Here is a 24,063-nt window from a genome sequence, read left to right as displayed (position 1 = left end):
ATTAAGCATACCAGCCCAGCCAACCGTTGCCAAACCAGCGAAGATGAAGACACTATCAGGCTTCCAGGCTAATTTTTCTTTGACTCAAAAATTATTTGCCGCCCATGTGCGCTATGCGTTAATTTCTAAAGCACTAATCCTTAGGCGAATAGGCTATTAAACTATGAAGAGATTGCTCGGCGTTATTTTGCTGATTACCGCTTGTAGCACTGCGGCTACCAGCCACAATTTTATCGGCTGTAACTGGCATATCCCAGTCGGATTTGAGCAGTTGTCTGACAACGAGTACCGCAAAATTCCAGCAAATGACGACTTAAACACATCGTTTAGCTCAGTGCTGTTTTCGCCAATCGTGCCTGATGAGCTTACCTCGCTGATTGAAATGGATAGCTTACCGGATACCGAAGTGCTGGTGATTTCCCATCCGGACGATAGCCGGTACAGCTACCAATCTGTTTTTACCAACCGTAAAACCCGATTTGGCGATAGTATCAGTAGCGATACACTGCGGGTGTCTGCAAAAGACCAGGTTGTTGCATTGGTTGCGCTTACGCAAACTGACAGTTTTCATTTAACCAGTGCATGTGTGCCGCCAACAGTGACAGAGCAACACTACGCAGTGCTGGCTCAGCTAGCGCAAGGAATAGAGGCATTTCTTACCTCAGAGCATGGGTTTAACGTTTTGATACCACAATCTGAATAAAGCGGCTTTAGCAAAAAGTGGACAAACTTGTTAAATATTTTTTGGATTAGGTAGATCACTACGCCAGAAGATTTCACTCTCTTGCTCCGCTAGAAATCCAAACTCATCATTCAGAATAACTACGCCTTCAAACATGATGTCATTCGGCGTTCCGTCAACATCGGCGTCGTCCATATAAAATCTAAACCGTAACCCCTTTGCGGATTCTAAGGTCACCGACGCTTCCTCGACGCTCTAAAGAATAACCTTTCTCTGTCATCCTCGCATTCAGGTCACAATATATTTCTTTCAATTCGCTCATAGTGATTCTGACCCTAACTATTTGCTAATGAGCAGCCGAAACGCAGTTTAGGCCGTCCCGTGGAGGCCACGTTGTTTGTGGCCGGAGCGAAATTAAGAAACTTGTTATACATATAGACGTCAATACAGCACTTGAAAATCATTGTAAAAGACCAAAAAACACTCACCGTCAGGACAGCTATATTTCGCATTAAAATACTTATACCCATATTCATGACGAGAGTGGTAAATAGTGAAAATGGCTTCATTTCCTTCAATTTTGTAAACTGTCGCTCCGGTTTGTTCAGGGTATACCTTTATTACATGGCCAAGATGAGTTATCGGAAGCCCACCTTTAAATGCACTAATTACTTCTTGCTTTACTGAATCACTAACATCACCAACTATTTCAATAGCATAGGAACGGTAGCAATATGTTAAAAGTATGGAAAATACAAAAATTTTTATTAAATGTGGCATATTCATAAGTACGTATAACGCCGCGCTTTGCGGATGTTTTTGGAGCGCAGCGAAAAAAACAGTCCGTAACAGCGCCTTGTTATGCAATTGGACATTTTTCTAAATAGCTACCAAAGTAGAACTGACTTGCACTATTAACACTATGATGATTCGCAATTGAAACCTCAGCATCAGTAAGTTCTTGATCTGGCAAGTTACCTGCTAATGCAAGAACTGGAGATACAGGGATAAATAAAAATCTATGATAGCAATCCGCGCATAGAAATTGACTATTTTTCGAGTGTAGTAAGCCCCACTTTATACCCCCTAGAGTTTGCATAAGCTGATCAACACCGATTTGAATTTGGATTCCGGTTAATTGCCTAGCAGGAATTTCTGCACGCTCATTTATATAGCCGATACCTCTTTTCTCTAATATCTCTTGCTGTTCCTTCGTCAAATATTCGCCATCAATTCCAAATAACGGCGCATCTGATGAACGCTCTAGGTGAAATTTATGGCGCAGCCGCCATAATGCTAAATATTTAGAAATTGCAGCATCATCTCTAGGACGACCGAGATTGAGACTATCTATTTGATTATGAAAATCGGCTTCAATATGAGCCATATATCCCTTTTCAGCTCTTTCATCCCAGTTTCTCTTTGTACTAAAAATTTTAGCGCGCTTATGACGTTGCAGCACCTCACCAGTGTTTATGTCTTTAACCTCTACATTGCCATTCGTATTGTAAAACTTGGCTATTGCGTGCGCAGTGTGAAAATGCTGCTCAACGGTTAGTTGCAGCGGATTTCCTTTTCGAGTTTTTTCGTAGGTCATGACGCCGTTTCTTTTAGTGCATAACGCCGCTAGCAACGGCGGACTTGGAGGCGCGAAGCGCCGGAAAGGCCGTCCAGCTGCGAAGCAGCAATGTTGGCTAGCCTTGTTAAATTCATTTGCCAGTATGCTTCGCTAATATAAAAGCAACATTTTTAATCATTGACTTCATATCCTCAGAACTCATACCGTCAATAGAACTAATATCAGGCATGCTTTCCATTTTCATTTCTGATAATTTTCCCACTTTAGTTTGGAATGAAGCTTCTTCACTAATCGCATGGCGAGCTAGCTGAATATTACGTTCGGATAAATCTCTATCTATAACCTTGTTTGGAAGGCTAATCTTGCCATCAGGCGATATACCAACATAAAGAGAGTTGTTTTTATCTTGGTTTCTCTTGTCCGATAAGGCCGATGCGCCACCGATAATATTCTCGAAACTTTCTTCATCACCCAACATTGCGGCTAGAATTGAGTTCCCGACTGTTTCTTGCCTTAGCTTAGATTGATGATCTCGTAGTCTCTTAATTGTAAGTTTCCAATCTATTTCTATTCCAGAAGCAAGCCTGCGGCCAGCAGCATAAAGAATTTTGCACTTAGCAATTTCTTCTCTCGCTATATGAGCTAGCGTATAAGAGCGAGAAAAAGCTTTGTTTTCGAACAAAATTTCAGACTCTCTTAGTAACTCACTAGCATTTACGATAAGAGCCGACATATATTCGTCAATTTGATTAAGACTGAAAGACATCCGCTCTCCAAGAATTTAACGCTGCAATCACGCGTTTATCGCGTGTATTGCTTTGTTAAGACCTTTTGATTTCAGTTTATCTTCAATTTCATAGTACTGATTCAGATGCCCTATTGAGTAAACAGGAAGAAAAAATAAATCATTTTCTGCGGCTATATCAAAAACTTCATCCAGTAACTCAGCATCCTTATATATCAAATAAATAACCCAATAATCTTGAAACCATACATGAAATCTATGCTCTACAAATGCCAACTGAGGAGAGTAAGTTTCTTTAAAAAGGTCTGTTATATATTCAGACATTGGTTTAAAGCCAATATACTCGCGAAATTGCAGCTTTCTCTTCGACCATTTACCTATTTCTTTGTAGCAAGTAGGTGTCTCAACTTCTACTAACTGACGTAGAAAGTTATTAATCCTGGAACCCCAAAGCTCCTTATCAGAATCAGAAGCACTTTCGATCCTGTCAAAGGAATTTGATGTGTGTAACCAATGATCAAAGACTGTTACAGCAACCCAGCGACACTCATCAGGTGAGCAGTCATCATTCATTTTTAACAAGTTGCCAAAATCTTTAGAGATCTCGGTGTTTTTTGATTTTGGTAGATTCCGAAATTTTCTCATAGGGTCTTAACGCTTATTCGACGGGTCGGCCCGCACTTAAACACGGGCTAACCTGCCTTTGTAAATTTAATGTACAAGACACTACACCGCTTCTTTAAAACTTACAATAACTTATCGGTACAGCTTATATTTTTGCTAGCGAAAAATACGGGTTAACCCGTCTAACAAAGCACGTTTGGCTTTAACCGAATTGGATATAAATAAAGCGATGTGAGTGCAATGATGCATACCAGATGGAATTTCTGCTTTTGGTATAAACCAGCTGTTCCTCTACCTTCTTTTTAAACTGGCAATAGCCAGTTGCTGCAACTGGTCAAACTGCTGCTGGCTGATGCTGAATTTCTTCAGCTTAAGGGTTTCGCTCAGATGCTGACTATCAACCCGAAATTTGAGCACTTTGCTGTTTGGGCATAAGTTAAATTCGGTGATGTCACTCCAGTAGTAAAAATCGCTGCTGACTGCGGAACTACCTAGTGTAATACCCTCAGTATTCGCCCTAAATTGCCTAGGTTGCTTTACGCCTATCGAAATGGACAAAAAAAGTGCTAAAACCGGTGCCATAGCCACCAGTACCATTAATCTGCCATAGCGTGGGTCCAAATCAATCATCGCCGGCACGTATTTGTAGCCGACACAGGCGGCACCTAAAATAATGCAATTTACCAGCAGGATTGTACAAAGCTTAGTTCTGCCTTTTACTGCGACTTCTTGCAGTACTACATCCATATGGTTATCCGGTATATGACGAACGAAATAACCATACACTACATCAACTTAGTATAGAAATTTAAATTTGAGGAGCAGAACAAGATTAAGCTGTAAGTCCAAATCTGGCGCACAGCAGCCAATTTCAAACCTCTATTTAACCGGATAAAACCAGGCATTTACTATCAGGCCATCTTGTACTTCATACACCACCATTACCTCATACGGCTGTTCGGTTAAACCGTATACCCTTTCGTGATCAATTACCTTATTACCGACCACCATTCGCTGCAGCACTTCGGCGCGCAGTGCGGCTATGCTAAAGCGCTCGGTTTTGTAAAATGCCTCCAGCGCAGTGCGGCCTTTTAAGGAGGGTTCCGTTGCTGGCATGCGGTAAATGGCAATATCGCTGTGATAACAGCTGATAAAAGCAGCGAGATCTTTAGCGTTGTAAGCATCCAGCTGACGTTGTACCGGCAGTACTGTTTGTGCGTTATTCATCGTGTGGCAGCCTTATTCCAGTATTTTGCACATAAACAAACTATTGGGATCGTCGGTGTAATCAGCAAAAGGACCACAGTAGTGAAAACCGGCGCTTTGGTACAAGGTGCGGGCAGGCAGGAAGAAGTCCATTGAGCCGGTTTCCAGATATACAGCACTGATACCGCTTTGCTGTGCCGCGTTAAGTAAATGCTGCAATAAGGCACGGCCAACGCCTTTACCAAGGGCTTCGGGCGCGGTGCGCATTGATTTAATCTCGCCCATATCAGCACGGTGTTGTTTTAACGCCACGCAGCCGAGCAAGATATCACCGTGCCAGGCAGTCCAGAAGCGGATATCTGCCGCTTTTAATTTACTGATATCCAGTGCATGCACGCTCTCCGGTGGCGAGGTGGCATACATATCGGCCAGATGGCCTTCAAGTAACGCGATTACAGCGGCAGATTCCAGCTTATCGGCAATAATATTCATGATGTTTTTACTTTAGTCAGAAAAAATAATCTGTTTTTGGTTTTATTCTTGCGGCATTACCCGGTTACGGCCAGCACGCTTGGCTTCATACATTGCCACATCTGCCTCACGTACTGCAGCGTCGGCATCGGTATCGTCTGTGGCTGAAGATGCTACACCAATACTGATAGTGACCTGCCCGACAGTGTTAAATTGCTGCTGTTCTATCTGGCGGCAGAGTTTATTTGCCATGGTAATGGCACCAGATTGCTCTGTGGCGGGCAGGATAACAATAAACTCCTCGCCGCCATAACGGGCAACAAAATCGCTTTCGCGGATAGCCTGCTGCAGTAATTTAGCAAGTTGCTGAATAACCTGATCGCCGGTTTCATGGCCAAACTGGTCGTTAATTTGTTTAAAGTGATCAATGTCCATCAACAGTACAGCATAACGATGATTGCGGCGTTTTGCTGTAGCAAATTCTGCCTGCAGCCGCTCATCAGCCGCTCGCCTGTTGTAAATACCGGTCAGGGCATCTTTAAGGCTTAGCTCCTGCAACCTGGCATTAGCGCGCTCTAGATCTGCTGTGCGTGTTGCTACCTGCTGCTCCAGCGTAATATTGGCTTGCAACAATGCCTGGCGCTTGGCTGCCATTTTAACCATCATGCTACTAAGGGCACTGCTGAGATAACGTATTTCTGTCAGCTTGCTGCTTACGTTAAACACCACATTTTCGCCTCCCTGCGCCACTTTAGCCGCCAGGCTGGCCAGTTGCTCAACGGGGCGGCTAAAGTGACTGGCAAGGCGGTATGCCAGCACCATTGCCAACACTAATGTAATGGCGCCATACCACAGAAGCTGGCGGTTAAGTTTGGTTACCGGTGCCAGCGCCAGCTCTGCAGGTTGACGCAAAATAAGCTGCCAGCCCAGATCATCGCCAAACTGGGTGCTAATACGAATGCGGCTGGTAAGGTATTGTTTACCTCCCCAATCTATCAATGCCACCTGCCCCGCCGGTGGCAGATCAGCCGGCACCGCCAGTTGGCCTATATATTCGTACGGATGTAACCAGTGCCCGGCACTGCCAAGAATTAGCAGCTCTACTCCGCTATTGGCGGCATCAGCGGTAAGCACAGAACTGAGCACATCATGCACCCAGCTCCAGTGTACATGGGTAGCCACCACAGCACGGATGCTATTGTCCGTGCCATACACCGGTGCGGCAAAATCAACAAAACGCAGTGGCTCGTTGCTGTTTTGCTTTGGCAGCAGCCTGGCCAGCAATACCGCTTCGTGCACATCACCAACAAAGCTGCGCTGTAAACCGCCACTAAACCAAGGGCGCTGCGCCACATTCTGCTTTAACAGCAAGCCGTCTGTGGCCTGCAGCACATTACCATCTGGTGCGGCCAACCCAATCCAGGCGTAAAACGGATACGACTGGCGGATATCGTCCAGCAATTGCTGTACTTCAGCGCCCTGTAAATCACCGGATGTAAGTAAATGGCTTTTACTTAACAGCCGTATTTCGCGCTCGCGCTCAGCCAGTGTTCTGCTGATCAGCATAGCAGCGGAATTACCGGTGCTAAACAGCGCATCACCAGCGGCTTTAGCTAAGGTTACTGAGGCAAGACGATCTAAATAAGCCGTTAAACCGATACTTACCGCTAAAAACAGGCTGCCGAATAACAGAACCAGTCTTGCGTGGAAACTATTAAATTGTTTCATTAACCATTCACTGTGTACTCTGGCCGAACATTTTGTTATCAGAAAGCCCATTACAACACCGGCGCCAGCCGTTTTTGTACGTCGGCCAGTTCCTGGTTATAGCAGCTGATATAAGGCAGCTCGGCAGCACTGGCGGCTAATTTTAATGCATAGCCGCGCTCGATATTACACACAATGGCCAATGCCTCTGCCATCCGGCCGCTGTTGCAGCTGATAGCCTGCTTAATATCCGGGTTAATATTTAAATGCTGTAAAAAGCGCTCTGACTCGACACCAAACAACATGTCCGAGCCCGAAATTAACGCGGCGAGAAAATACTGATGGCACTGCTCGTTGCCAAGCTGCCACAGTTTGGCAATACGCTGCGCAGTGTACGCGCGGGTTAGTACCGTTATCGCCGCAGTTGGTGCGGTATTGTTAAGTACGGCATACATCAGCACCCATTTGCGCGCCAGCTCCAGCCCAAGCCGGGTAATCATTTCTTTGACCGAGCTCACTTCGCGCGTTTTACGGTACAGCGGGCTGTTCACAATTTTCAGCATGCCCATCACTATGGCCGGTTCGTCCTGCAGCAATAAAACCAGTTGGTTAATATCTGGCTCGTCGGCAAACAGGCAGCCAATAATTTCTGCCAGCCGCATTACGCTGGGTTCAATTTTTTTACCGGCGATCAGTAAGGGTTTAGCTAAAAAATAGCCCTGAAATAACTCACAGCCCAGTGCTTTAAAGGCAATAAACTGTTGTTCGGTTTCTACCTTTTCAGCCAGCCAAACCAGCCCTGGCCTGCTGTACTGCGCTTTATAACGCTCTACTTCAGCCAGGCTGCTGTTTAGCACATCTATTTTGATAATATCGGCCAGCTCCAGCAATGGCTGCCAGGTATCGTTGAATTCAAAATCGTCCAGAGCAAAACGAAAGCCCTGCTGCTTAAAACTGGCAACAGCGGCAATAAATTCCGCAGTGGGCTCAATGCGTTCAATCAGCTCTATAACCACTTGTGATGGCTCAAGCGGCAAAAAGCTGCGCGACAGTAAAAACTGAGCACAAACGTTGATAAATACCGGCGCACGGTACTGCTCAATTTGCTCAGTAATGCCGCCGCACAGGTTATACAGCAGTTCAGTGGTGGCTTTAACATCACCCAATTCAAGCGCGGTAACACCGGTGTCGCTGCGATACAGCAGCTCTACCGCGTAGCGTTGTTTATTACGATCAAAAATAGGCTGGGCTGCGAACAGGCTTTGTAAATCTTTGCCGCAACGAATATTCTGGCTTTGTCTGTTCACGTACTGTCCTTACAGCTAAACAGTTACAGTTGGTAACAGCCAATATAAAGCCAGTGCTACGGCCTGTCTAGTTAGTCTGCTTTTTTTGCCGTCGCACACTATTTCAGATACAAAACAACAACAAAGTGCCATAGCTGAGCTATGGTTATGCTGCGGCACATTAAATAATCCCAAACCGGTATACAACAAGAGCACGACTATGAAGCTACTGATTGAAAAAGCGACAAATTTACCCGGCATACCCAAGGTAGTGCAGGAGCTGATTGCCAGTTTTAGTAATGAAAAAATAAACAGTGACCGCATAGCGGTAATTTTAAGCAGCGATCAGGCATTAACTGCCAAAGTGCTGCGGATGGCTAATTCGGTGCGTTATGGCGGCCACCGTAAAGTGGGCTCGGTAAAAGATGCAGTTATCGTGTTGGGTATCGACTCGTTACGTACCCTGGTGCTGTCGGTAGGTTTTGTCTCTACATTAAAAGCACCTGAAGGTTTTAATATTAAAGAATTCTGGTTAAAGTCGTTTAAAGTGGCCAACCGCTGCAAATGGCTGGCTAAATCACTGAAAACAGACCCGGAAATTGCCTATACCTGTGGCTTGCTGCATGCCATTGGTGAGTATCTTATTCACCTGGTAAAACAGGAAGAAGCTATTTTAATAGACAAACGGGTAGCTAAAGGCGAAAACCGCTCCCGGCTGGAGCAACAATTGCTGGGCTTTGATTATGCCAAAGCCGGCAGCGAGCTGGCAGATTACTGGCACTTTCCGCAAGATATCGTTACTGCCATCCGCTGGCAGGAGCAACCAGGCGCTCAGGAAGAGCCGTCAAAGTATGCCAGCAGCATTCTTATTGCCCAGTATATGCTGGATAACGAAGCCAAAATTGAGCAAGGTATTTTTGATGACTTTCCTGCCAAGCTGGTACACAGCCTGCACCTGAATTTGTCGGGCCTGTACGTAAGAATGGAAAATATGACCGATATTGATGAGGGTATTGAAGAGTTTATCAACTAACCGGCTAAATACCCTCTGCCCGAATACCACTGGCAGCCGTTAGCCAGTGGTGTTCGCTGTGGCAGCCAGCTTGTCTTTACGCAGTACCAGCAAGGTAAACAAGGTGGCACTGACAAACATTAGTAAGCTGTACACACTGGGTGCCACCGACATAGGCTGGTTTTGCAAAATGCCGGTGGTTACCAATAGTGCCAAAGTGCCGTTTTGCAAACCTACCTCCAGGCAAACCGTGCGCGCCTGCGCCTCGCTGTGTAGCAGGTAATTACCCAGCAGATATCCCAGCAGCATGGTCAGCAGGTTCAGCGTTAACGCGGCCGGGCCGGCTTTGGCCAGATAAACCCAAAGCGCATCGCCTAAATCCAGTGCAATAGATACAATCAGCAGCGCCAGCACCACCACGGAAAACTTGCTGATTAACGGCTCAGCCCGGCGGGCGAATGCCGGCCATTTCGCCCGCAGCGCCATACCCAACAGAACCGGAAATACGGTTATGATCATCAGCTTAAACCAGGTGCTTAGCACCGGCAGGCTCAGCATTGATTCGGCGTCACTGTAATAACCTATCGCCCAGGCGCCCAGGCGCCCAGCAACGGAATAGTAATGGGGGTAATAAAACCAATCACAGCAGTTAACGACACCGACAAGCCCACATCGGCTTTACATAAATAGCTGTACAAGTTTGACGTGGTGCCACCAGGGCATAACGCCAGAATAAATAAGCCTATTGCTAACTCGCCTTCGAGCTTAAACAGCGCAATAATCGCCACCGCAGACAGCGGCAGCAACAGCATTTGGGCCAAGGCACCCAGTAAAAAACCACGCGGCTGGCGAAACACCCGCTGAAAATCTGCCGGCGTTAAACTTAAGCCAACACCGGCCATAATCAGGATCAGCGCTATGGGTAAACCAATTTGGGTCAGGGTTTCAAACATACAGAGGCCATATCGTTATTTTTCTGCTTAGTGTACAAACTACAGCAAGCTGGCAGTGGCCGCAATTAAGTGCGCTGTGGTTACAACAACTGTTTTATTGCCGCACCTAAGCCATCCAGCGTTAGAGCATACATGCGTTTTTGCATTAGCTGCTCTATCATGCCAATAGAATAATAGTGCCCCCACCACTGTTGTGGCTGCGGGTTTAGCCACACCGCTTTGGGATATTGCGTTAGTAAACGCTGCAACCATACCTTGCCGGGCAGTTCGTTGTAGTGCTCAACACTGCCGCCAGGGTAGTCAATCTCGTACGGGCCCATAGTGGCATCACCGACAAAGATCAGTTTGTAGTCGCTACCGTAGGTATGAATAATATCGTCTACTTTTATCTGCTCGGTGTAACGGCGTTTGTTATCGCGCCACACACCTTCATACACGCAATTATGAAAGTAGAAGAACTCCAGATGTTTAAACTCGGTTTTAACGGCGGCAAACAGTTTCTGGCATTGTTCGATATGGTCGTCCATTGAGCCGCCGACATCAAAAAACACCAGCAGTTTAATGGCATTGTGCCGCTCGCGCATAAAGCGTAAATCCAGCCAACCAGCCTGCTCAGACGTAGCCTGAATAGTGCCATGTAAATCCAGCTCGGTTTCTGCGCCACTACGGGCAAATTTACGCAGCTGCTTTAACGCCAGTTTAATACTGCGGTTATTTAGCTCGCTATCTGTGTCCAAATCTTTAAATTCGCGTTTATCCCACACCTTTACCGCACGGCGTGCACCACTGCCCTGCTGGCCTATGCGCACGCCTTCGGGGTTATAACCGTAAGCGCCAAATGGCGACGTGCCGCCGGTGCCAATCCATTTATTGCCACCACTATGCTTTTTTTGCTGTTCAGCCAAGCGCTCGCGCAGGGTTTGCAGCAGTTTATCCAGCCCTCCCAAAGCTTGCAGCTTGGCTTTATCTTCGTCAGTAAGCTTACGCAGCACTTCCGGTACCAGCCACTCGGGTGGGATACTGGCGGCGATGTCCACTTCGGCGACGCCCTCAAAGTACTCAGCAAAGGCGCGGTCGAACTTATCGTATTGGGTTTCATCTTTTACCAGACACAGCCTGGCTAACTGGTAAAAAGCCTCAGTGTCAGCGAAAATCACCTGCTGTTTAACTGCATTAAGTAAATCCAGCAGTTCGGTAATGCTGGTTTTTAAGCCGTATTTGCGCAGCGTAAAAAAGAAGTCAATTAGCATGTGCTGGTTCCGCTGTATTGTTCCCGCTGCGGCTCACAACACTTGCCCCGGCTCGTCACAGCAACTCGTTCGGGCTGGCGCCCTCGCTCAGACACTCTGCGCCGACCGGAACAAGGTTCTGATCCTTCGCTGCCATAATTGCCGCAGTCGACCCCGACGAACAAAGCGCATGCCACCAACATACTTTATCGCCCTTGCCTTTTCGCCAAAAACGCCAGCTTTTCTACCAGGCTAAGATCCTGCTCGTTTTTCAGCAAGGCACCAAACATCGGCATTAAACCGCCCTTATGCTGTTTGTCGATGAGTACTTCTGGCGGAATATCTTCGGCCAGCAATAACTTTAGCCAGTCGAGCAGCTCTGACGTTGACGGCTTTTTCTTTAAACCCGGTAATTCGCGCAGCTCAAAAAACGCCTCCAGCGCCACGTTTAACAGCTGCTGCTGAATATGCGGGTAATGCACCGCAACAATAGCGCGCAAGGTATCGGCATCCGGGAAACGGATATAGTGGAAAAAGCAGCGGCGCAGAAAGGCATCCGGCAGCTCTTTTTCGTTATTTGAAGTAATGATCACTATCGGCCGCTGAACGGCGCTTATTTGCTCGCCGGTTTCGTGCACGTAAAACGCCATCCGGTCCAGTTCGTGCAGTAAATCATTGGGAAATTCGATATCGGCTTTGTCTATTTCATCAATCAGCAGCACCGGGCGCTTAGCCGCGGTAAAAGCCTGCCATAGCTTGCCGGGGCGGATATAGTTATTAATATCCTGCACTTTGTCGCTGCCCAACTGGCTGTCACGCAAGCGGGATACCGCATCATACTCGTACAGGCCGTGCTGTGCCTTAGTGGTTGACTTAATATGCCACTGAATAAGCTCGGTGCCGAGGCTTTCGGCCAGCTCTTCTGCCAGCCGCGTTTTACCGGTGCCCGGCTCGCCTTTTATCAGCAATGGTTTTTCCAGCGTTACGGCGGCATTTACCGCTAATGCCAGTTCGTCAGACACTATATAGTTGTCGGTGCTTACAAAGGCCATTCTACCCTCTATGTTTAGTGTTCAAACCTGCTCTTTTTACAACCTGGCAGGCTTGTGGTGAAACGTAATATCTTATAGCCAAAAGCTACTGAAATTTTTGCCACGCTGGCGTATTCTTATAACCAATTTATCGTAAACGGAGTTTTTTTATGGCAAACGTCTATGCAGACAACTCATTGTCTATCGGCCGCACCCCGCTGGTCAAACTAAACCGGACTATTGAAGGCGGTGCTAATGTGTACGCCAAAATTGAAGCACGCAACCCCAGCTTCAGCGTAAAGTGTCGTTTAGGTGCCGCATTAATTTGGGACGCCGAGAAAAAAGGCACCTTAACGGCTGACAAAGAAATTGTCGAGCCTACCTCCGGTAACACCGGTATTGCCCTGGCGTTTGTTGCCGCCAGCCGTGGCTATAAGCTTACCCTGACCATGCCTGCCACCATGAGCCTGGAGCGACGCAAGCTGTTAAAAGCTTTAGGTGCCAATTTAGTGCTGACCGAAGGCCCTAAGGGCATGAAAGGCGCAATTGAAAAAGCTAAAGAAATTCAGGCGTCTAACCCGAATAAATATTTAATTCTGGGCCAGTTTGAAAACCCGGCCAACCCGCAAATTCATTTTGATACCACCGGACCGGAAATTTTTAATGATCTAGACGGCAAGGTTGATATTTTTGTCGCCGGTGTCGGCACAGGCGGTACTATTACCGGTGTTAGCCGTTATCTGAAAAACGAAAAGAAGTTGCCGTTATTAACCGTAGCGGTAGAGCCGGCGGAATCACCGGTGATTACTCAGGCCAAAGCCGGTGAAGAGTTAAAACCCGGCCCACATAAAATTCAGGGTATTGGTGCCGGTTTTATTCCGGGTAACCTGGATTTAGCACAGGTAGATGAAGTTGAGCGCGTTACCAGCGATGAGGCCATTGCCGGTGCACTGCGCTTAATGCGTGAAGAAGGTATTCTGGCCGGTATTTCATCTGGCGCAGCTCTGGTAGCCGCGCAGCGCCTGGCCGCAAAACCGGAAAATGCCGGCAAAAACATTGTCGTGATCCTGGCCAGTGCCGCAGAGCGTTACTTAACCAGCCCGTTGTTTGCCAGTGTCTTCACCGAGCAGGAATTGCAAGCCTAATCAGCATGATGAACGCTATTAAGGGCTGCTTTTGCAGCCCTTTTCTTTACAGCCAGAGAAAAAAAAGCCACACTGGGTGCTGATTTTTTTACCGGATGCCACAGATGAAGCTACGCTGGATACTGCCACTTTTGCTGTTACTGGTTGCCTGCAGCGAGAGCACGCCCAAGGTAAATGCCCAGTGGGGTACACCGGAATATATTGCCACCCAGTTTTTTCATGCGCTGTATAACGACAAAGATCTGGAAAAAGCCAAACAGCTAAGTACCGAAGATTACGCTGCGTTAATGGAATCTTACGGCAGTGTGCGCCAGGTTAACCGCACCCTGATGAATATGTCGTTTGATAGTGTAGAAGTGCGCGTTAACCGCAGCGGCGGCAACCTGCGTGAGCAATATGAAAATGAAGCACAAATTGCCATTTTGCTTACCGGCCCCTATGACGGTAAGCAAGTTGACGAACTGCGGGTGGTTGAAGTGATTAAACACAATAACCGCTGGCAGGTTAAATCCGTTCAGGTAGATAAATTCAGCAGCAGTGCGCGTTAAGTTTAAGCCATAACACTTAATTTAAACCATCAGCCCTAACGCTGAAAAAATGCCGCGATGCGCTGCTGGCATTCGTCAGTGTTAAGCAAGCGCTGAAACTGCACCAGCTCTGTAGCAATGGTTTCCAGCGTTAGCGGCTGGGCATTACGTTTTAACAGCGCTTTACTGCTTTGCACCGCATCGGCGGGCAGCGCCGCCAGCTTCAGCGCTTTTTCCAGAGCCAGCGCGCACACTTCAGTATTGGTTACCACCTGATTAACCAGACCCATCTGTGCAGCCACGGTTGCGCCAAAGGCTTCACCAAGCAATAAATACTGCGCAGATCGCTGATACCCGGCCAGATTTGGCAACAGCACACTGGAACCCGCTTCCGGACATAAACCCAGTTGGGTAAAAGGCAGCTGAAAACGGGCATTGTCAGCGGCATAGACTAAATCGCAATGCAGCAACACAGTAGTACCAATACCAATGGCTAACCCAGCTACCGCAGCCACCACCGGTTTAGGAAACTGCGCCAGAATATACAAAAACTGCACTGTCGGATGCTGGCTGTTTAACTCGCCGGCGCCGATAAAATCCTGCAGGTCATTGCCAGCACTAAAGCAGTCGGCGCTGCCCTGCAGCAATACTACCTTAACTGCAGGATCGGTTGCTGCCTGTATCAGGGCATTGTTAAGGTCGCGGTACATCTGCTGGCTAAGGGCATTCTTTTTTTGTGGCCGGTTCAGGCTAAGCTGCAGCACGCCCTGTGTGGTTTGTTGGGTAATGTCACTCATAAATTTTCGCCTTATTTACCTGCCACACTGCCTTCGCGGCGCGGATCTGCAGCGCCTTGCAAACCTTTAGCAGTAACCATTATCGCATGCAAGCCGCTGTTTAAATCCTGCAGCTGTACTTTATAGCCCATATCTTCAAGCACGGCCTGCTGTTTTTCCAGCGCGGTGCCCTTCTCCAGCGCCAGATAATCATTACGGTGGGTAATACGTGGCAGGTTCAGCGCCTGCTGCACATCCAGCTCCCAATCCAGCACGGCCACTATACTTTGCGCAACATAGTTAATAATGCGGCTGCCACCGGGCGAGCCGATTACCAGCTTCAGTTTATTATTCTGGTCAAACACCATCATCGGCGCCATAGAAGAGCGTGGCCGCTTGCCACCTTCTACCCGGTTTGCCACCAGATGGCCGTCAATTTCTGGGCTTAAGCTAAAATCGGTCAGCTGGTTGTTCAGTAAAAAGCCCCCCACCATTAGGCCTGAGCCAAACACGTTTTCAATACTGGTAGTCATGCTTACGGCGTTGCCGTCGCCATCGACAATAGAAAAATGGCTGGTGTTAGGCAGTTCCGGTGATTTAGCTGATAACAGCACCGGCGCGCCCTCTGGTGTGCCGGCTGTGGCCTGAGCACCCGCTTTACTAAGATCAATTAAAGCCGCACGGCGGGCCAGATAGTCCGGCGCCAGCATGCCTGCTACCGGTACAGCAACAAAAGCCGGATCGGCCAGGTAGCGGTCGCGATCAGCAAAAGCCAGTTTTGCTGCCTGCGCCAATATATGCGTGGCCTGCACACTGTCTGGTGCCACCTTGTTTAAGTCGTACTGCTGTAAAATACCCAGTATCTGCAGTACCGCTATACCGCCGGAGCTTGGCGGTGCCATACCACACACTTTATATAGCCGGTATGGCATACATACCGCATCAGGCTGTTGCACTTTATAATTGGCTAAATCGGCTACACTGAGCTTGCCCGGGTTAACCGGCGCCGTTTGCACCCGCTCGCTGATGGCTTTAGCCAGCTCGCCTTTATAAAACGCATCCGGCCCTTTTGCGGCTATCGCTTTTAACGTGGCGGCATAAGCCGGGTTTTTCAGTAAGCTGCCTTCAGCCACAGACTGATTATTGGGGAAAAAATACTGTTTTGATTCATAAAACTGCGATACGCCTTTATTCCAGCCCATCTGCAGTTGCCGGGCGGTACGTGACGATACCGGAAAGCCCTGCTCCGCAGCAGCAATAGCATCAGTAAAGAGTTCAGCCCAGGGTAATTTGCCATGCTGCTGATGTGCCTGTGCCAGCATAGCAACAACGCCTGGTACACCTACTGATTTTCCGCCAACATAGGCTTCGCGCCAGTCCATCGTTTTGCCGTTAGCATCGCGGAATAAATCAGCTGTGGCGGCTGCAGGCGCCATTTCACGGCCATCAAAGGTGGTAAGGTGCTGCTGTTTGGCCTGCCAGTGCAGCATAAAAGCGCCACCACCAATACCTGAGCTTTGTGGTTCAACTAAGCCCAGCATTAGTTGAGTGGCAATGGCGGCATCCACCGCATTGCCGCCTTTTGCCAGTATCGCGCGGCCGGCTTCAGTTGCCATGGGGTGTGCTGATGACACCATATACTGCTTGCCACTAACCAATTGCTGCTGATAAATGCCGGTAGCGGCTTCCGGCTCACGGTTTTCCTGTTGCGCAGTAACTGCAAACACCGTTAAAGCACAAAAAATAAACGCAGTACGATACAAACCTGAACGAGCAAACATAGTAAAAGATATCTTGTAAAGAAGGTGCCTACACCCTAACCAGATAACAGCTTAAGATCAATAACCACCAACGCGGCTGAACGGGCTTTAGCATCAGTTTACCGCTAAGGCTGCAGCAGAAAATTTTACTTGACGCTAAAGAGCAAATCGTTTTGCATAGGCGCCCTGATAACTTACTGATGACACTGGTTTGCGCTCATTACTGCCCAACAACAGCCTGCCTGCCAATAGCTATTTAACCCCCTATTTAATATTGGCAACCCTTATGGTTTTGTTCGCCATACTGCCTGATAGCTGGCAGCAGGTACTGCGATATAACCGGGCAGATATCAGCAACAGCCAGTACTGGCGCTTATTTACCGGCCATTTGCTGCATAGCAATAACTGGCACTTATTGATGAATCTGGCTGGTTTGTTGCTGGCTATGCTGCTGCATGGCAGCTATTACCGCGGTAAAATGTTAACGCTGCAATGGCTGCTGTGTGGCCTGGCAATAAGCCTGGCGCTGTATTATTACTCGCCGCAGATACATATTTATGTTGGCTTATCCGGCCTGCTGCATGCCATGCTAACACTGGGCGCGCTAAAAGATATTCAGTTAAAGCTCAGCACCGGCTGGCTGTTACTGGCCGGGCTGATAGGCAAAGTTGGCTGGGAGCAATGGCAAGGGCCGGATGCAAAACTAGCTGAGCTGATTAACGCCAGTGTTGCCACAGATGCGCATTTATACGGCGTATGCAGCGGCCTTGGCCTGGGATTATTGCTGTACGGTTGGCAGCGCTCAGGCAAAAAATAACCAGGCAACCAGACTGGCAGCTAAACAGTAATACAACATAGGCAGCAGTGTATAACGGATGATCTCACCTTCGCGGCCATTAAGCCCCACTACACTGGCCGCTGCTACTACATTCACCACACAAATCATATTACCGGCATTGGCCCCCAGCATTTGCAGGGCCAGCACCAGTTGGTTGCCAAGGCCAGCATCTTCAGCCATTGCCTGCTGAAAACTGGCAAACATTAAGTTAGAAAAGGTGGCAGAGCCTGCAATAAAAGAGCCTAAAGCCCCGACTAACGGTGCCATTAACAGCCAAATATCACTTAATCGGGTGGCGGCAAGCTCAGCCAGTGCCATAGGCATAGCCTCAAGCCCGGCGTTGTTAACACCGGATTGCAGAAAAATACGCACCATCGGCACCGCCGCGCACAATGCCACTAAAGACGGCCACAACATGCTGCTACTTTGGTGCAATGCCAGGCGCAAATGTTGCAGGCTGCCGCGCTGAATAATCAGCGCCAGCAAGGCTGTCAGCGCAAATAAAGATCCGGGCAAATACAGCGGCATAACCGTTACTGAAATAGCCGAGCCAAAAATATCGGCCCAGACCATGCTGACACTTTGCAGCACGGCCTTAAGTGGCAGTTCGGGAATGCGGCTTAGCACCAGTAATAATGCCACTATAAGATAAGGCGACCATGCACGCAGCAAACCAAATGGCTGCGGCTCATTTTGGCTGTACTGACCCGACTGCGTACTGTATTGCATCGTGGCTGCGGTAACCGGCTCAAAAGCCGTCGGGAATAAAATACCCCGCTTTGCCAGACTGCAAACAATAACCAACCCGGTAAGCGCCCCAAGCACCGACGGAAATTCCGGCCCCAGCAACAAAGCAACGATATAGGCCGGTACGGTAAACGCCAAACCACTTACCAGTGCAAAGGGGGCGATGGCAAAACCGGCTTGCCAGCTGGGTTGGCTGGCAAAAAAGCGGCAATACAGCACCGACATAATAACCGGCAACATGGACGCCACCATAATATCAATACTGATCGCCCGCAGGGCAATTTGCTGCAGATCGCTGCTGCTAAGCTGCGCCACGCCCTGCGCTAAGCCAACCAGTACCGGCGTGCCTACAGCGCCAAAGGACACCGCGCAGGAGTCGGCAATGAGCGCCAGCACCACCGCTGCCATCGGGCTAAAGCCTAAAGCAACCAGCAAAGGCGCGGCGATGGCGGCAGGTGTGCCAAAACCAGCTGCCCCTTCCAAAAAGCTGCCAAACAGCCAGGCGATGATAATCAGCTGTACTCTTTTGTCTGTGCTTACCTGGCTAAAACCTTGTTTAATAACATCAATAGCACCGGTTTGCTGTAGCACTTTTAGCAGTAAGATAGCGCCAAACACAATCCAGACAATCGTAAGCGCAATAACCAGCCCCTCAGCCAGCGCTGCGGCCATTTGCTGTATTGGCATTTGCCAGACCAGCCACGCCAGCAGCACTGAACACAACAAGCTCAGCGGCATGGCCTGGCGTGCCGGTAAACGCAGTAGCACCAGCAGCACAAAAACACTGAGTAACGGCATTAAGGCAGTAAGAAGTTGTAAACTGGTCATGCCCGCTCCGCTGGCTTTATCGGCTGTTGCAGTTTACAGATAGCAGCTTAGCGGGGTTTGATCCAGCATAAAAACCGGCGAGGTCACATAGTAAAAAGTATTAAAACGGCGCGCTGGCAGTAAACTCCATCACCTGAGCGCTAAGCGGGTGCACAAAGCGGATATATTCAGCATGCAGCATTAACCGCGGGCTTTTTGCGGCAATAGCCTGCGACGCATACAAGGTATCGCCCAGCATGACATGACCCAGCGCCAGCATATGCACCCGCAGTTGATGCGAGCGACCGGTAACCGGCTCCAGTTTTACCCGGCTTTGATTGGTGCCAGCGTTATAACTTAACAGCTGATAGCGGGTTTGTGATGGCTTACCCTGTTGCGGGCATATTTTATACAGTGGCCGGCGTTGCTCATCGGCGGCTATGGCTAAATCAATCACCCCTTTGGCTTTGGCAAGCTTGCCTTCCACCACCGCAACATAATGTTTTTGCACGGTACGGGCCTGAAACTGCTTACTGATATCTGATAATACCCTTTTAGTCAGCGGCAGAATCACCAGCCCGGAGGTATCGTAATCCAGCCGGTGTACCACCTCGGCAAAAGGAAATTCGCGCTGTACGCGGCGGATAAGACAATCCTGATTTTGCGGATGCCGCCCCGGCACGGTAAGCAGCTGTGCCGGTTTATTCACCACCAGCAGCACATCGTCTTCGTACACTATCTGGTATGGCTCGCTGGTTGCCGGCAATATCGCCAGATCGTCAGTGCTGTTACTCATGGGGTTCTCCGTAGTTTTAACGGCGGCTATTATGCCGTAAAACCCCTTCGTCTGCTGGTTAAATTCGGCTAAGCTAAGCGCTTTGCCGCTAAAGCTGCCACCTTATGACCGAACCTTTTGTATATACCCCGCCCGCAGAGCCCTGGCTTGAGGTGCTATATCAGGACAAAGATCTGATTGCGCTGAATAAACCCAGCGGCCTGCTGACTAACCCCGGTCGCGGCGAACATTTAGCCGACTGCCTGCTAAGCCGCGTGCAGCAGCAATACCCGCTGGCGCAACTGGTACACCGGCTGGATATGGCCACCTCCGGCGTGGTGGTTATTGCGCTGCGCCGCTCTAGCGAACGGGCGTTAAAGCAGCAATTTGCTGATCGCACGGTCAGTAAGCGCTATCTGGCAGTGGTTTGGGGCACACTGCTACAGGCAGAAGGCACTGTTGATATGCCACTGATAGCCGACAGCAGTAATCCGCCAAAACAGAAAGTGTGTTACAGCCAGGGCAAGAGCGCTATTACCCATTACCGGCTGTTGCAGCAATTACCTGATCGGGCACTGGTAGAGCTAAAACCGGTTACCGGGCGCTCGCATCAGCTGCGTATGCATATGCTGGCGCTGGGGCACCCGATACTGGGCGATGCATTTTATGCCAGTGGCGCCGCCCTTAATGCAGCCCCGCGCTTGTTACTGCATGCCGCCACGCTGGAGTTAAACCAGCCATACAACGGCAAACGGCTAAGGTTTGATGCAGATACTGACTTTGTCAGTGCTACCGCCAAGTTAAAAGGCGAATAAAAAAACGCCTCACAAGGAGACGTTTTAGAATTGTTAAGTATTGCGGCCGTATTGTTACAGCATTATAAATTCTGCTCAAATAACTTATAAATACGGCGGTACTCATCCAGCCAGCTGCTTGGCTGGCGAAAGCCATGCTGCTCTACCGGGTAAATTGCCGTTTCAAAGTTAATGTTTTCCTGCTCAATTAACCGCTGCACTAAACGCACTACATCCTGAAAGAATACGTTGTCATCAACCATAGGCGCATTGATCAGCAAAGGCTTTTTAAGGCCTTGGGTAAAGTAAATTGGCGAACTGCGCTCATAAGCGATAGGGTCAATAGCAGGCGTATTCAGAATATTCGACGTATACGCATGATTGTAATAGGCCCAGTCACTCACCGGGCGCAGTGCTGCACCGGCCTGGAATAAATCCGGCTCGGTAAACAATGCCATAAAGGTCATAAAGCCGCCGTACGAGCCACCGTAAGTGCCAATACGGTTACGATCTACATTGGCATTGGCCACCATCCAGTTTACGCCATCAACCAAATCTTCAATCTCTGGTGTACCCATGCGGCGGTAAATGGCAGTGCGCCAGTCGCGGCCATAACCTTTTGATGCCCGGTAATCCATATCCATTACCACATAGCCCTGCTGTACCAACAGGTTATGGAAGAAAAACTCACGGAAATAGCCTGACCAGCCCATATCACTGTTTTGCAGATAACCGGCACCATGGTTAAAAATAACAGCGCGGCGTTTTTCGCCCTGCTGGTAATCGGCCGGGTAATACACTTTAGAAAACACTGGCTGTTCGCCATGGCTGGAAGGTACAGCTACGATCTGCGGTGCTACCAGCGGTAACTGTTTAAATTCTGCCGATATGGTGTCAGTCAGGCGCTTAACTTCTGCGCCCGGTGCAGCATCAACTACGTACAGCTCTTCCGGCATCAGGTTGGTTGAATGGCGCAGCAACAGTTTTTGTTCGTCCGGCGACAACGTAAAGTCGGTGCTGCCACCCAGTTTGGTTAGCTGTTCAGTGTTACCACTGGCTAATACCGCACGGTACACCTCGTAGTTGCCCGGGTGCGCCACGTTAGCTTTAAAGTAAATAAACTGGTCATCACTACTAAGCACCGGATCGCTGACTTCAAAAGTACCGCTGGTCAGTTTTTTAGCTTTGCCTTTCAGCGGTTTAACATACAGATGAGAGTAACCGGATTCTTCTGACAGGTAGTACAGGCTGTCTGTGTTGTTTAACCAGCCGTAATCGTTAAAAGAATAATTAATCCAGGCGGTGTCATGTAACCTGTGCTGTGGCACCAGTGTTTTTTTCTGTAAATCGACAGTAGCTATCCAGCGGTCTTTGTTGTCCAGCGCTTTAAGCATCAGAGCAACCTGCTCACCGCTGCTGTGCCAGCGCATAGCGCTTTGCGTCCAGTACCAGTCATTCATCAGGCCGATATCGCGGATCACTTTCTCGCTTTTGTATTTTTCACCGCGGGCTTTGGCATTTTCTGCTTTAACCTCAGCCAGCACATCTTCGTTATAGCCTGGCAGGCTGGTGTAGCTTAACTCGCTGCTGCTGCCGTCTTTAAGGTTTAGCAGCAAAATGCGCTGCGCTGCAGGAATAACATCATTAACCCGACCACGCACCGGCTGTGCGGCGATATCACCGTTCGCGGTAATGTAATTTGGCATAATATCTTTGTCATTACGCTTACCGGCTTTACGCACCGATACCAGCATATAGTCGGCTTTAGGTGACAAGCTGGCGCCAACTACCTGTAAATCTTTACCCAGATAAAACGCTTTGGGCGCCATGCTGCTGTTTTGCGCCTGTAACTGCTGCTGCGCGGCATAACGCTGTTCAGCATTTTTTTGCTCCAGCGCCACAAACTCAATCAATTTACGCTGCTCTTGTGCCAGGTAACCTTTAGGCACTGCCGGTGCCTTGGGTGCTTCGGCCAGTTGCAAGTTAGCCAGCTCGGTGCGGTTGCCTGAAGCCAGGTCGACGGCGTAATAGCTCCAACCTTCGCGGTATGCTAGGCGGCCATCAAGCAAAAATAGTGGATCTGACTGCAGTGCGCTGTCGCGGGTTAACTGAATTAACTCAGCGCTTGCCATGCGGCGCACAAACAAATTGCCTTCAAAAATATAAGCCTGCAGGCTGCGATCTTTATTGTATACCGCACTGGCACTGCCTATCTGATGCTGGCTGGCTAATGCCACCTGCTCACCATTGCCCTGCGCGGTCAGTGGCCGGACAAACCAGTCGCGCAGTTCATTGCCTTGCTGCTTACGCTGATAAAACACCTGCTGGCTGTCAGCACTCCACAGCGCCTGCTCGGGCTGGCGGCCAAGCCAGTCTGGATCAGCCATAATCTGCTCCATGCTCAGTTTGATGCTGGCATCGCCATTAAAAACCTGGGGAACGCTGATAGCTGATGTTTGATAGGTTTGTGGCTCGGCTTTTTTGGCCTGCAACGGGCTGGTTAGCACTAAACTGCACAACGCGACAGCCAGCACTGAATGACGGATCTTAGTCATAGTGAGTTTCTTATAGTAGTAAAAGACGCTCTGTTATACAAAGAGCGCAGATGTAACGCAACTGACACACCAACAGATGCGGCTGACAGCAAAGCAGATAAGATTAATAGACAGAAAAAAGCCGGCCTGAACCAGACCGGCAAATACAGCGTGAATAACAAGTATTCGAACAGCTGTGGAGAAGTTAAGCGGCGATTTTAGCGCTGATTTCAGTTAAACGGGCTTTTGCTGCGGTAAGTGCCGCCTGTTGTGCGTCCGTTCCCATATTAAGGCCTTCAGCATAAACAAAATGCAGGTCTTTTAAACCAACGAAGTTAAAAAATGTTTGTAAAAACGGTGTCTGGCTATCCAGCCCGGTGCCCTGATAAATACCACCACGGGCGGCAAAAATTACCACCGGCTTATCATCCAGCAAGCCAACCGGGCCCTGCTCGGTGTACTTAAAGGTAATACCGGCGCGAGCTACGCGGTCAAGCAGTGCTTTTAACTGAGACGGTATACCAAAGTTGTACATCGGTACGCCTAAAACAATCACGTCGGCTGCTTTAATACGGGCCACAATGTCGTCAGATATAGCGGCCAAACGCTGCTGCTCGCTGCTGCGCTGCTCTGCCGGCGTCATCCAGGCAGCCATTTCTGTCATCTCCAGATGCGGCACCGGTGTGGCGTTTAAATCCAGCGTGTCCAGTTTAAAGCTGCCTTTTGGCAACTGGGCAATAAATTGTTGGGCTAACTGAGCCGAGTGACCTTTGTCACCGTTAATAGAACTGTTAATCAGTAAAATATGTTTCATGATGGTCTCCCTTTTTAAGTG

The 24,063-nt window shown here is 48.8% G+C and carries 26 protein-coding genes; 6 read left to right on the top strand and 20 right to left on the bottom strand.

Annotated elements, in window-relative coordinates:
* The first annotated feature begins 163 nt into the window (after nucleotides 1-163).
* A complete protein-coding gene (locus AR688_RS14845) occupies nucleotides 164-703 on the top strand; it encodes a hypothetical protein (protein ID WP_156420312.1) in 540 nt (179 codons plus the stop codon).
* 30 nt (nucleotides 704-733) lie between these two features.
* Here AR688_RS14845 and AR688_RS14840 read toward each other — a convergent pair whose 3' ends face one another.
* From AR688_RS14840 to AR688_RS14795, 10 genes are all read right to left on the bottom strand, one after another.
* Nucleotides 734-877, bottom strand: a complete 144-nt coding sequence (locus AR688_RS14840) for a hypothetical protein (RefSeq protein ID WP_156420311.1) — start codon at nucleotides 875-877, stop codon at nucleotides 734-736.
* Nucleotides 878-1,123: 246 nt separating this feature from the next.
* Nucleotides 1,124-1,468, bottom strand: coding sequence for a hypothetical protein (locus tag AR688_RS14835; RefSeq protein ID WP_068235514.1), 345 nt, complete (start codon nucleotides 1,466-1,468; stop codon nucleotides 1,124-1,126).
* A 73-nt stretch (nucleotides 1,469-1,541) separates the two neighbouring features.
* The gene (locus AR688_RS14830; protein WP_068235512.1) at nucleotides 1,542-2,279 is read right to left on the bottom strand and encodes a hypothetical protein; all 738 of its coding nucleotides are present in this window, start codon (nucleotides 2,277-2,279) and stop codon (nucleotides 1,542-1,544) included.
* 112 nt (nucleotides 2,280-2,391) lie between these two features.
* Nucleotides 2,392-3,027 (bottom strand): AbiV family abortive infection protein, encoded by a 636-nt coding sequence (locus AR688_RS14825; RefSeq protein ID WP_068235509.1) that lies wholly within the window; start codon nucleotides 3,025-3,027, stop codon nucleotides 2,392-2,394.
* 27 nt (nucleotides 3,028-3,054) lie between these two features.
* Nucleotides 3,055-3,651 (bottom strand): hypothetical protein, encoded by a 597-nt coding sequence (locus AR688_RS14820; RefSeq protein WP_068235507.1) that lies wholly within the window; start codon nucleotides 3,649-3,651, stop codon nucleotides 3,055-3,057.
* A 270-nt stretch (nucleotides 3,652-3,921) separates the two neighbouring features.
* On the bottom strand, nucleotides 3,922-4,377 hold the full coding sequence (locus tag AR688_RS14815; RefSeq protein WP_068235503.1) for a hypothetical protein: 456 nt from the start codon (nucleotides 4,375-4,377) through the stop codon (nucleotides 3,922-3,924).
* 132 nt (nucleotides 4,378-4,509) lie between these two features.
* Complete coding sequence (locus AR688_RS14810) at nucleotides 4,510-4,857, bottom strand: nuclear transport factor 2 family protein (RefSeq protein WP_068235500.1); 348 nt, start codon at nucleotides 4,855-4,857, stop codon at nucleotides 4,510-4,512.
* 12 nt (nucleotides 4,858-4,869) lie between these two features.
* Nucleotides 4,870-5,328, bottom strand: a complete 459-nt coding sequence (locus AR688_RS14805) for a GNAT family N-acetyltransferase (protein ID WP_068235497.1) — start codon at nucleotides 5,326-5,328, stop codon at nucleotides 4,870-4,872.
* Nucleotides 5,329-5,370: 42 nt separating this feature from the next.
* Nucleotides 5,371-7,035 carry a sensor domain-containing diguanylate cyclase gene (locus tag AR688_RS14800; protein WP_197412236.1) on the bottom strand — a complete coding sequence of 555 codons (1,665 nt, stop codon included), beginning with the start codon at nucleotides 7,033-7,035 and terminating at the stop codon, nucleotides 5,371-5,373.
* Nucleotides 7,036-7,085: 50 nt separating this feature from the next.
* Nucleotides 7,086-8,321, bottom strand: a complete 1,236-nt coding sequence (locus AR688_RS14795; RefSeq protein WP_068235491.1) for an EAL and HDOD domain-containing protein — start codon at nucleotides 8,319-8,321, stop codon at nucleotides 7,086-7,088.
* A gap of 199 nt (nucleotides 8,322-8,520) precedes the next feature.
* Here AR688_RS14795 and AR688_RS14790 point away from each other — a divergent pair, with 199 nt between their 5' ends.
* Complete coding sequence (locus tag AR688_RS14790; protein ID WP_068235488.1) at nucleotides 8,521-9,333, top strand: HDOD domain-containing protein; 813 nt, start codon at nucleotides 8,521-8,523, stop codon at nucleotides 9,331-9,333.
* A gap of 39 nt (nucleotides 9,334-9,372) precedes the next feature.
* Here AR688_RS14790 and AR688_RS20520 read toward each other — a convergent pair whose 3' ends face one another.
* From AR688_RS20520 to AR688_RS14775, 4 genes are all read right to left on the bottom strand, one after another.
* Entirely contained in the window at nucleotides 9,373-9,831 is a 459-nt protein-coding gene (locus tag AR688_RS20520) for a hypothetical protein (RefSeq protein WP_231732093.1), read from the bottom strand.
* A 62-nt stretch (nucleotides 9,832-9,893) separates the two neighbouring features.
* Nucleotides 9,894-10,265: a bile acid:sodium symporter family protein gene (locus tag AR688_RS20515; RefSeq protein ID WP_231732092.1), complete on the bottom strand. Its 372-nt coding sequence runs from the start codon at nucleotides 10,263-10,265 to the stop codon at nucleotides 9,894-9,896.
* 80 nt (nucleotides 10,266-10,345) lie between these two features.
* Nucleotides 10,346-11,515, bottom strand: coding sequence for a vWA domain-containing protein (locus AR688_RS14780; RefSeq protein WP_068235485.1), 1,170 nt, complete (start codon nucleotides 11,513-11,515; stop codon nucleotides 10,346-10,348).
* Between the two features lie 185 nt (nucleotides 11,516-11,700).
* Nucleotides 11,701-12,546 carry an AAA family ATPase gene (locus tag AR688_RS14775; RefSeq protein WP_068235482.1) on the bottom strand — a complete coding sequence of 282 codons (846 nt, stop codon included), beginning with the start codon at nucleotides 12,544-12,546 and terminating at the stop codon, nucleotides 11,701-11,703.
* 149 nt (nucleotides 12,547-12,695) lie between these two features.
* Between AR688_RS14775 and cysK the strand changes: the two genes are divergently transcribed.
* Both cysK and AR688_RS14765 read left to right on the top strand, forming a co-directional pair.
* Complete coding sequence (cysK, locus tag AR688_RS14770; RefSeq protein ID WP_068235479.1) at nucleotides 12,696-13,670, top strand: cysteine synthase A; 975 nt, start codon at nucleotides 12,696-12,698, stop codon at nucleotides 13,668-13,670.
* A 104-nt stretch (nucleotides 13,671-13,774) separates the two neighbouring features.
* Nucleotides 13,775-14,218 (top strand): hypothetical protein, encoded by a 444-nt coding sequence (locus AR688_RS14765; RefSeq protein ID WP_068235476.1) that lies wholly within the window; start codon nucleotides 13,775-13,777, stop codon nucleotides 14,216-14,218.
* 35 nt (nucleotides 14,219-14,253) lie between these two features.
* Here AR688_RS14765 and AR688_RS14760 read toward each other — a convergent pair whose 3' ends face one another.
* Nucleotides 14,254-14,994: an enoyl-CoA hydratase gene (locus tag AR688_RS14760; protein ID WP_068235474.1), complete on the bottom strand. Its 741-nt coding sequence runs from the start codon at nucleotides 14,992-14,994 to the stop codon at nucleotides 14,254-14,256.
* A gap of 11 nt (nucleotides 14,995-15,005) precedes the next feature.
* Nucleotides 15,006-16,754 (bottom strand): gamma-glutamyltransferase, encoded by a 1,749-nt coding sequence (ggt, locus tag AR688_RS14755; protein WP_068235471.1) that lies wholly within the window; start codon nucleotides 16,752-16,754, stop codon nucleotides 15,006-15,008.
* A gap of 190 nt (nucleotides 16,755-16,944) precedes the next feature.
* Between ggt and rrtA the strand changes: the two genes are divergently transcribed.
* Nucleotides 16,945-17,550, top strand: coding sequence for a rhombosortase (gene rrtA / locus AR688_RS14750; protein ID WP_231732090.1), 606 nt, complete (start codon nucleotides 16,945-16,947; stop codon nucleotides 17,548-17,550).
* Here rrtA and AR688_RS14745 read toward each other — a convergent pair.
* Both AR688_RS14745 and AR688_RS14740 read right to left on the bottom strand, forming a co-directional pair.
* Nucleotides 17,536-19,146, bottom strand: a complete 1,611-nt coding sequence (locus tag AR688_RS14745) for an L-lactate permease (protein WP_068235468.1) — start codon at nucleotides 19,144-19,146, stop codon at nucleotides 17,536-17,538. The genes rrtA and AR688_RS14745 overlap by 15 nt on opposite strands.
* A 100-nt stretch (nucleotides 19,147-19,246) precedes the next feature.
* Nucleotides 19,247-19,921, bottom strand: a complete 675-nt coding sequence (locus tag AR688_RS14740; protein ID WP_068235465.1) for an RluA family pseudouridine synthase — start codon at nucleotides 19,919-19,921, stop codon at nucleotides 19,247-19,249.
* 104 nt (nucleotides 19,922-20,025) lie between these two features.
* Here AR688_RS14740 and AR688_RS14735 point away from each other — a divergent pair, with 104 nt between their 5' ends.
* Nucleotides 20,026-20,715 carry a pseudouridine synthase gene (locus AR688_RS14735; RefSeq protein ID WP_068235462.1) on the top strand — a complete coding sequence of 230 codons (690 nt, stop codon included), beginning with the start codon at nucleotides 20,026-20,028 and terminating at the stop codon, nucleotides 20,713-20,715.
* Between the two features lie 62 nt (nucleotides 20,716-20,777).
* Here AR688_RS14735 and AR688_RS14730 read toward each other — a convergent pair whose 3' ends face one another.
* Nucleotides 20,778-23,249: a S9 family peptidase gene (locus AR688_RS14730; protein ID WP_068235460.1), complete on the bottom strand. Its 2,472-nt coding sequence runs from the start codon at nucleotides 23,247-23,249 to the stop codon at nucleotides 20,778-20,780.
* Nucleotides 23,250-23,433: 184 nt separating this feature from the next.
* Entirely contained in the window at nucleotides 23,434-24,042 is a 609-nt protein-coding gene (locus AR688_RS14720) for an FMN-dependent NADH-azoreductase (protein ID WP_068235454.1), read from the bottom strand.
* Nucleotides 24,043-24,063: the final 21 nt, after the last annotated feature.

It is taken from the genome of Rheinheimera sp. EpRS3 (assembly GCF_001513785.1).
Classification (GTDB): Bacteria; Pseudomonadota; Gammaproteobacteria; order Enterobacterales; family Alteromonadaceae; genus Alishewanella.
The sequence above is the reverse complement of the archived record's forward strand: the minus strand, read 5'-3'. Positions and strand labels throughout refer to the sequence as shown.

Excerpts from the sequence above, each read along its gene's own strand:
- AR688_RS14845 (WP_156420312.1), top strand. The coding sequence starts at position 164 with ATGAAGAGATTGCTCGGCGTTATTTTGCTGATTACCGCTTGTAGCACT.
- AR688_RS14840 (WP_156420311.1), bottom strand. The coding sequence starts at position 877 with ATGGACGACGCCGATGTTGACGGAACGCCGAATGACATCATGTTTGAA.
- AR688_RS14835 (WP_068235514.1), bottom strand. The coding sequence starts at position 1,468 with ATGAATATGCCACATTTAATAAAAATTTTTGTATTTTCCATACTTTTA.
- AR688_RS14830 (WP_068235512.1), bottom strand. The coding sequence starts at position 2,279 with ATGACCTACGAAAAAACTCGAAAAGGAAATCCGCTGCAACTAACCGTT.
- AR688_RS14825 (WP_068235509.1), bottom strand. The coding sequence starts at position 3,027 with ATGTCTTTCAGTCTTAATCAAATTGACGAATATATGTCGGCTCTTATC.
- AR688_RS14820 (WP_068235507.1), bottom strand. The coding sequence starts at position 3,651 with ATGAGAAAATTTCGGAATCTACCAAAATCAAAAAACACCGAGATCTCT.
- AR688_RS14815 (WP_068235503.1), bottom strand. The coding sequence starts at position 4,377 with ATGGATGTAGTACTGCAAGAAGTCGCAGTAAAAGGCAGAACTAAGCTT.
- AR688_RS14810 (WP_068235500.1), bottom strand. The coding sequence starts at position 4,857 with ATGAATAACGCACAAACAGTACTGCCGGTACAACGTCAGCTGGATGCT.
- AR688_RS14805 (WP_068235497.1), bottom strand. The coding sequence starts at position 5,328 with ATGAATATTATTGCCGATAAGCTGGAATCTGCCGCTGTAATCGCGTTA.
- AR688_RS14800 (WP_197412236.1), bottom strand. The coding sequence starts at position 7,035 with ATGAAACAATTTAATAGTTTCCACGCAAGACTGGTTCTGTTATTCGGC.
- AR688_RS14790 (WP_068235488.1), top strand. The coding sequence starts at position 8,521 with ATGAAGCTACTGATTGAAAAAGCGACAAATTTACCCGGCATACCCAAG.
- AR688_RS20520 (WP_231732093.1), bottom strand. The coding sequence starts at position 9,831 with ATGATCATAACCGTATTTCCGGTTCTGTTGGGTATGGCGCTGCGGGCG.
- AR688_RS20515 (WP_231732092.1), bottom strand. The coding sequence starts at position 10,265 with ATGTTTGAAACCCTGACCCAAATTGGTTTACCCATAGCGCTGATCCTG.
- AR688_RS14780 (WP_068235485.1), bottom strand. The coding sequence starts at position 11,515 with ATGCTAATTGACTTCTTTTTTACGCTGCGCAAATACGGCTTAAAAACC.
- AR688_RS14775 (WP_068235482.1), bottom strand. The coding sequence starts at position 12,546 with ATGGCCTTTGTAAGCACCGACAACTATATAGTGTCTGACGAACTGGCA.
- cysK (WP_068235479.1), top strand. The coding sequence starts at position 12,696 with ATGGCAAACGTCTATGCAGACAACTCATTGTCTATCGGCCGCACCCCG.
- AR688_RS14765 (WP_068235476.1), top strand. The coding sequence starts at position 13,775 with ATGAAGCTACGCTGGATACTGCCACTTTTGCTGTTACTGGTTGCCTGC.
- AR688_RS14760 (WP_068235474.1), bottom strand. The coding sequence starts at position 14,994 with ATGAGTGACATTACCCAACAAACCACACAGGGCGTGCTGCAGCTTAGC.
- ggt (WP_068235471.1), bottom strand. The coding sequence starts at position 16,754 with ATGTTTGCTCGTTCAGGTTTGTATCGTACTGCGTTTATTTTTTGTGCT.
- AR688_RS14745 (WP_068235468.1), bottom strand. The coding sequence starts at position 19,146 with ATGACCAGTTTACAACTTCTTACTGCCTTAATGCCGTTACTCAGTGTT.
- AR688_RS14740 (WP_068235465.1), bottom strand. The coding sequence starts at position 19,921 with ATGAGTAACAGCACTGACGATCTGGCGATATTGCCGGCAACCAGCGAG.
- AR688_RS14735 (WP_068235462.1), top strand. The coding sequence starts at position 20,026 with ATGACCGAACCTTTTGTATATACCCCGCCCGCAGAGCCCTGGCTTGAG.
- AR688_RS14730 (WP_068235460.1), bottom strand. The coding sequence starts at position 23,249 with ATGACTAAGATCCGTCATTCAGTGCTGGCTGTCGCGTTGTGCAGTTTA.
- AR688_RS14720 (WP_068235454.1), bottom strand. The coding sequence starts at position 24,042 with ATGAAACATATTTTACTGATTAACAGTTCTATTAACGGTGACAAAGGT.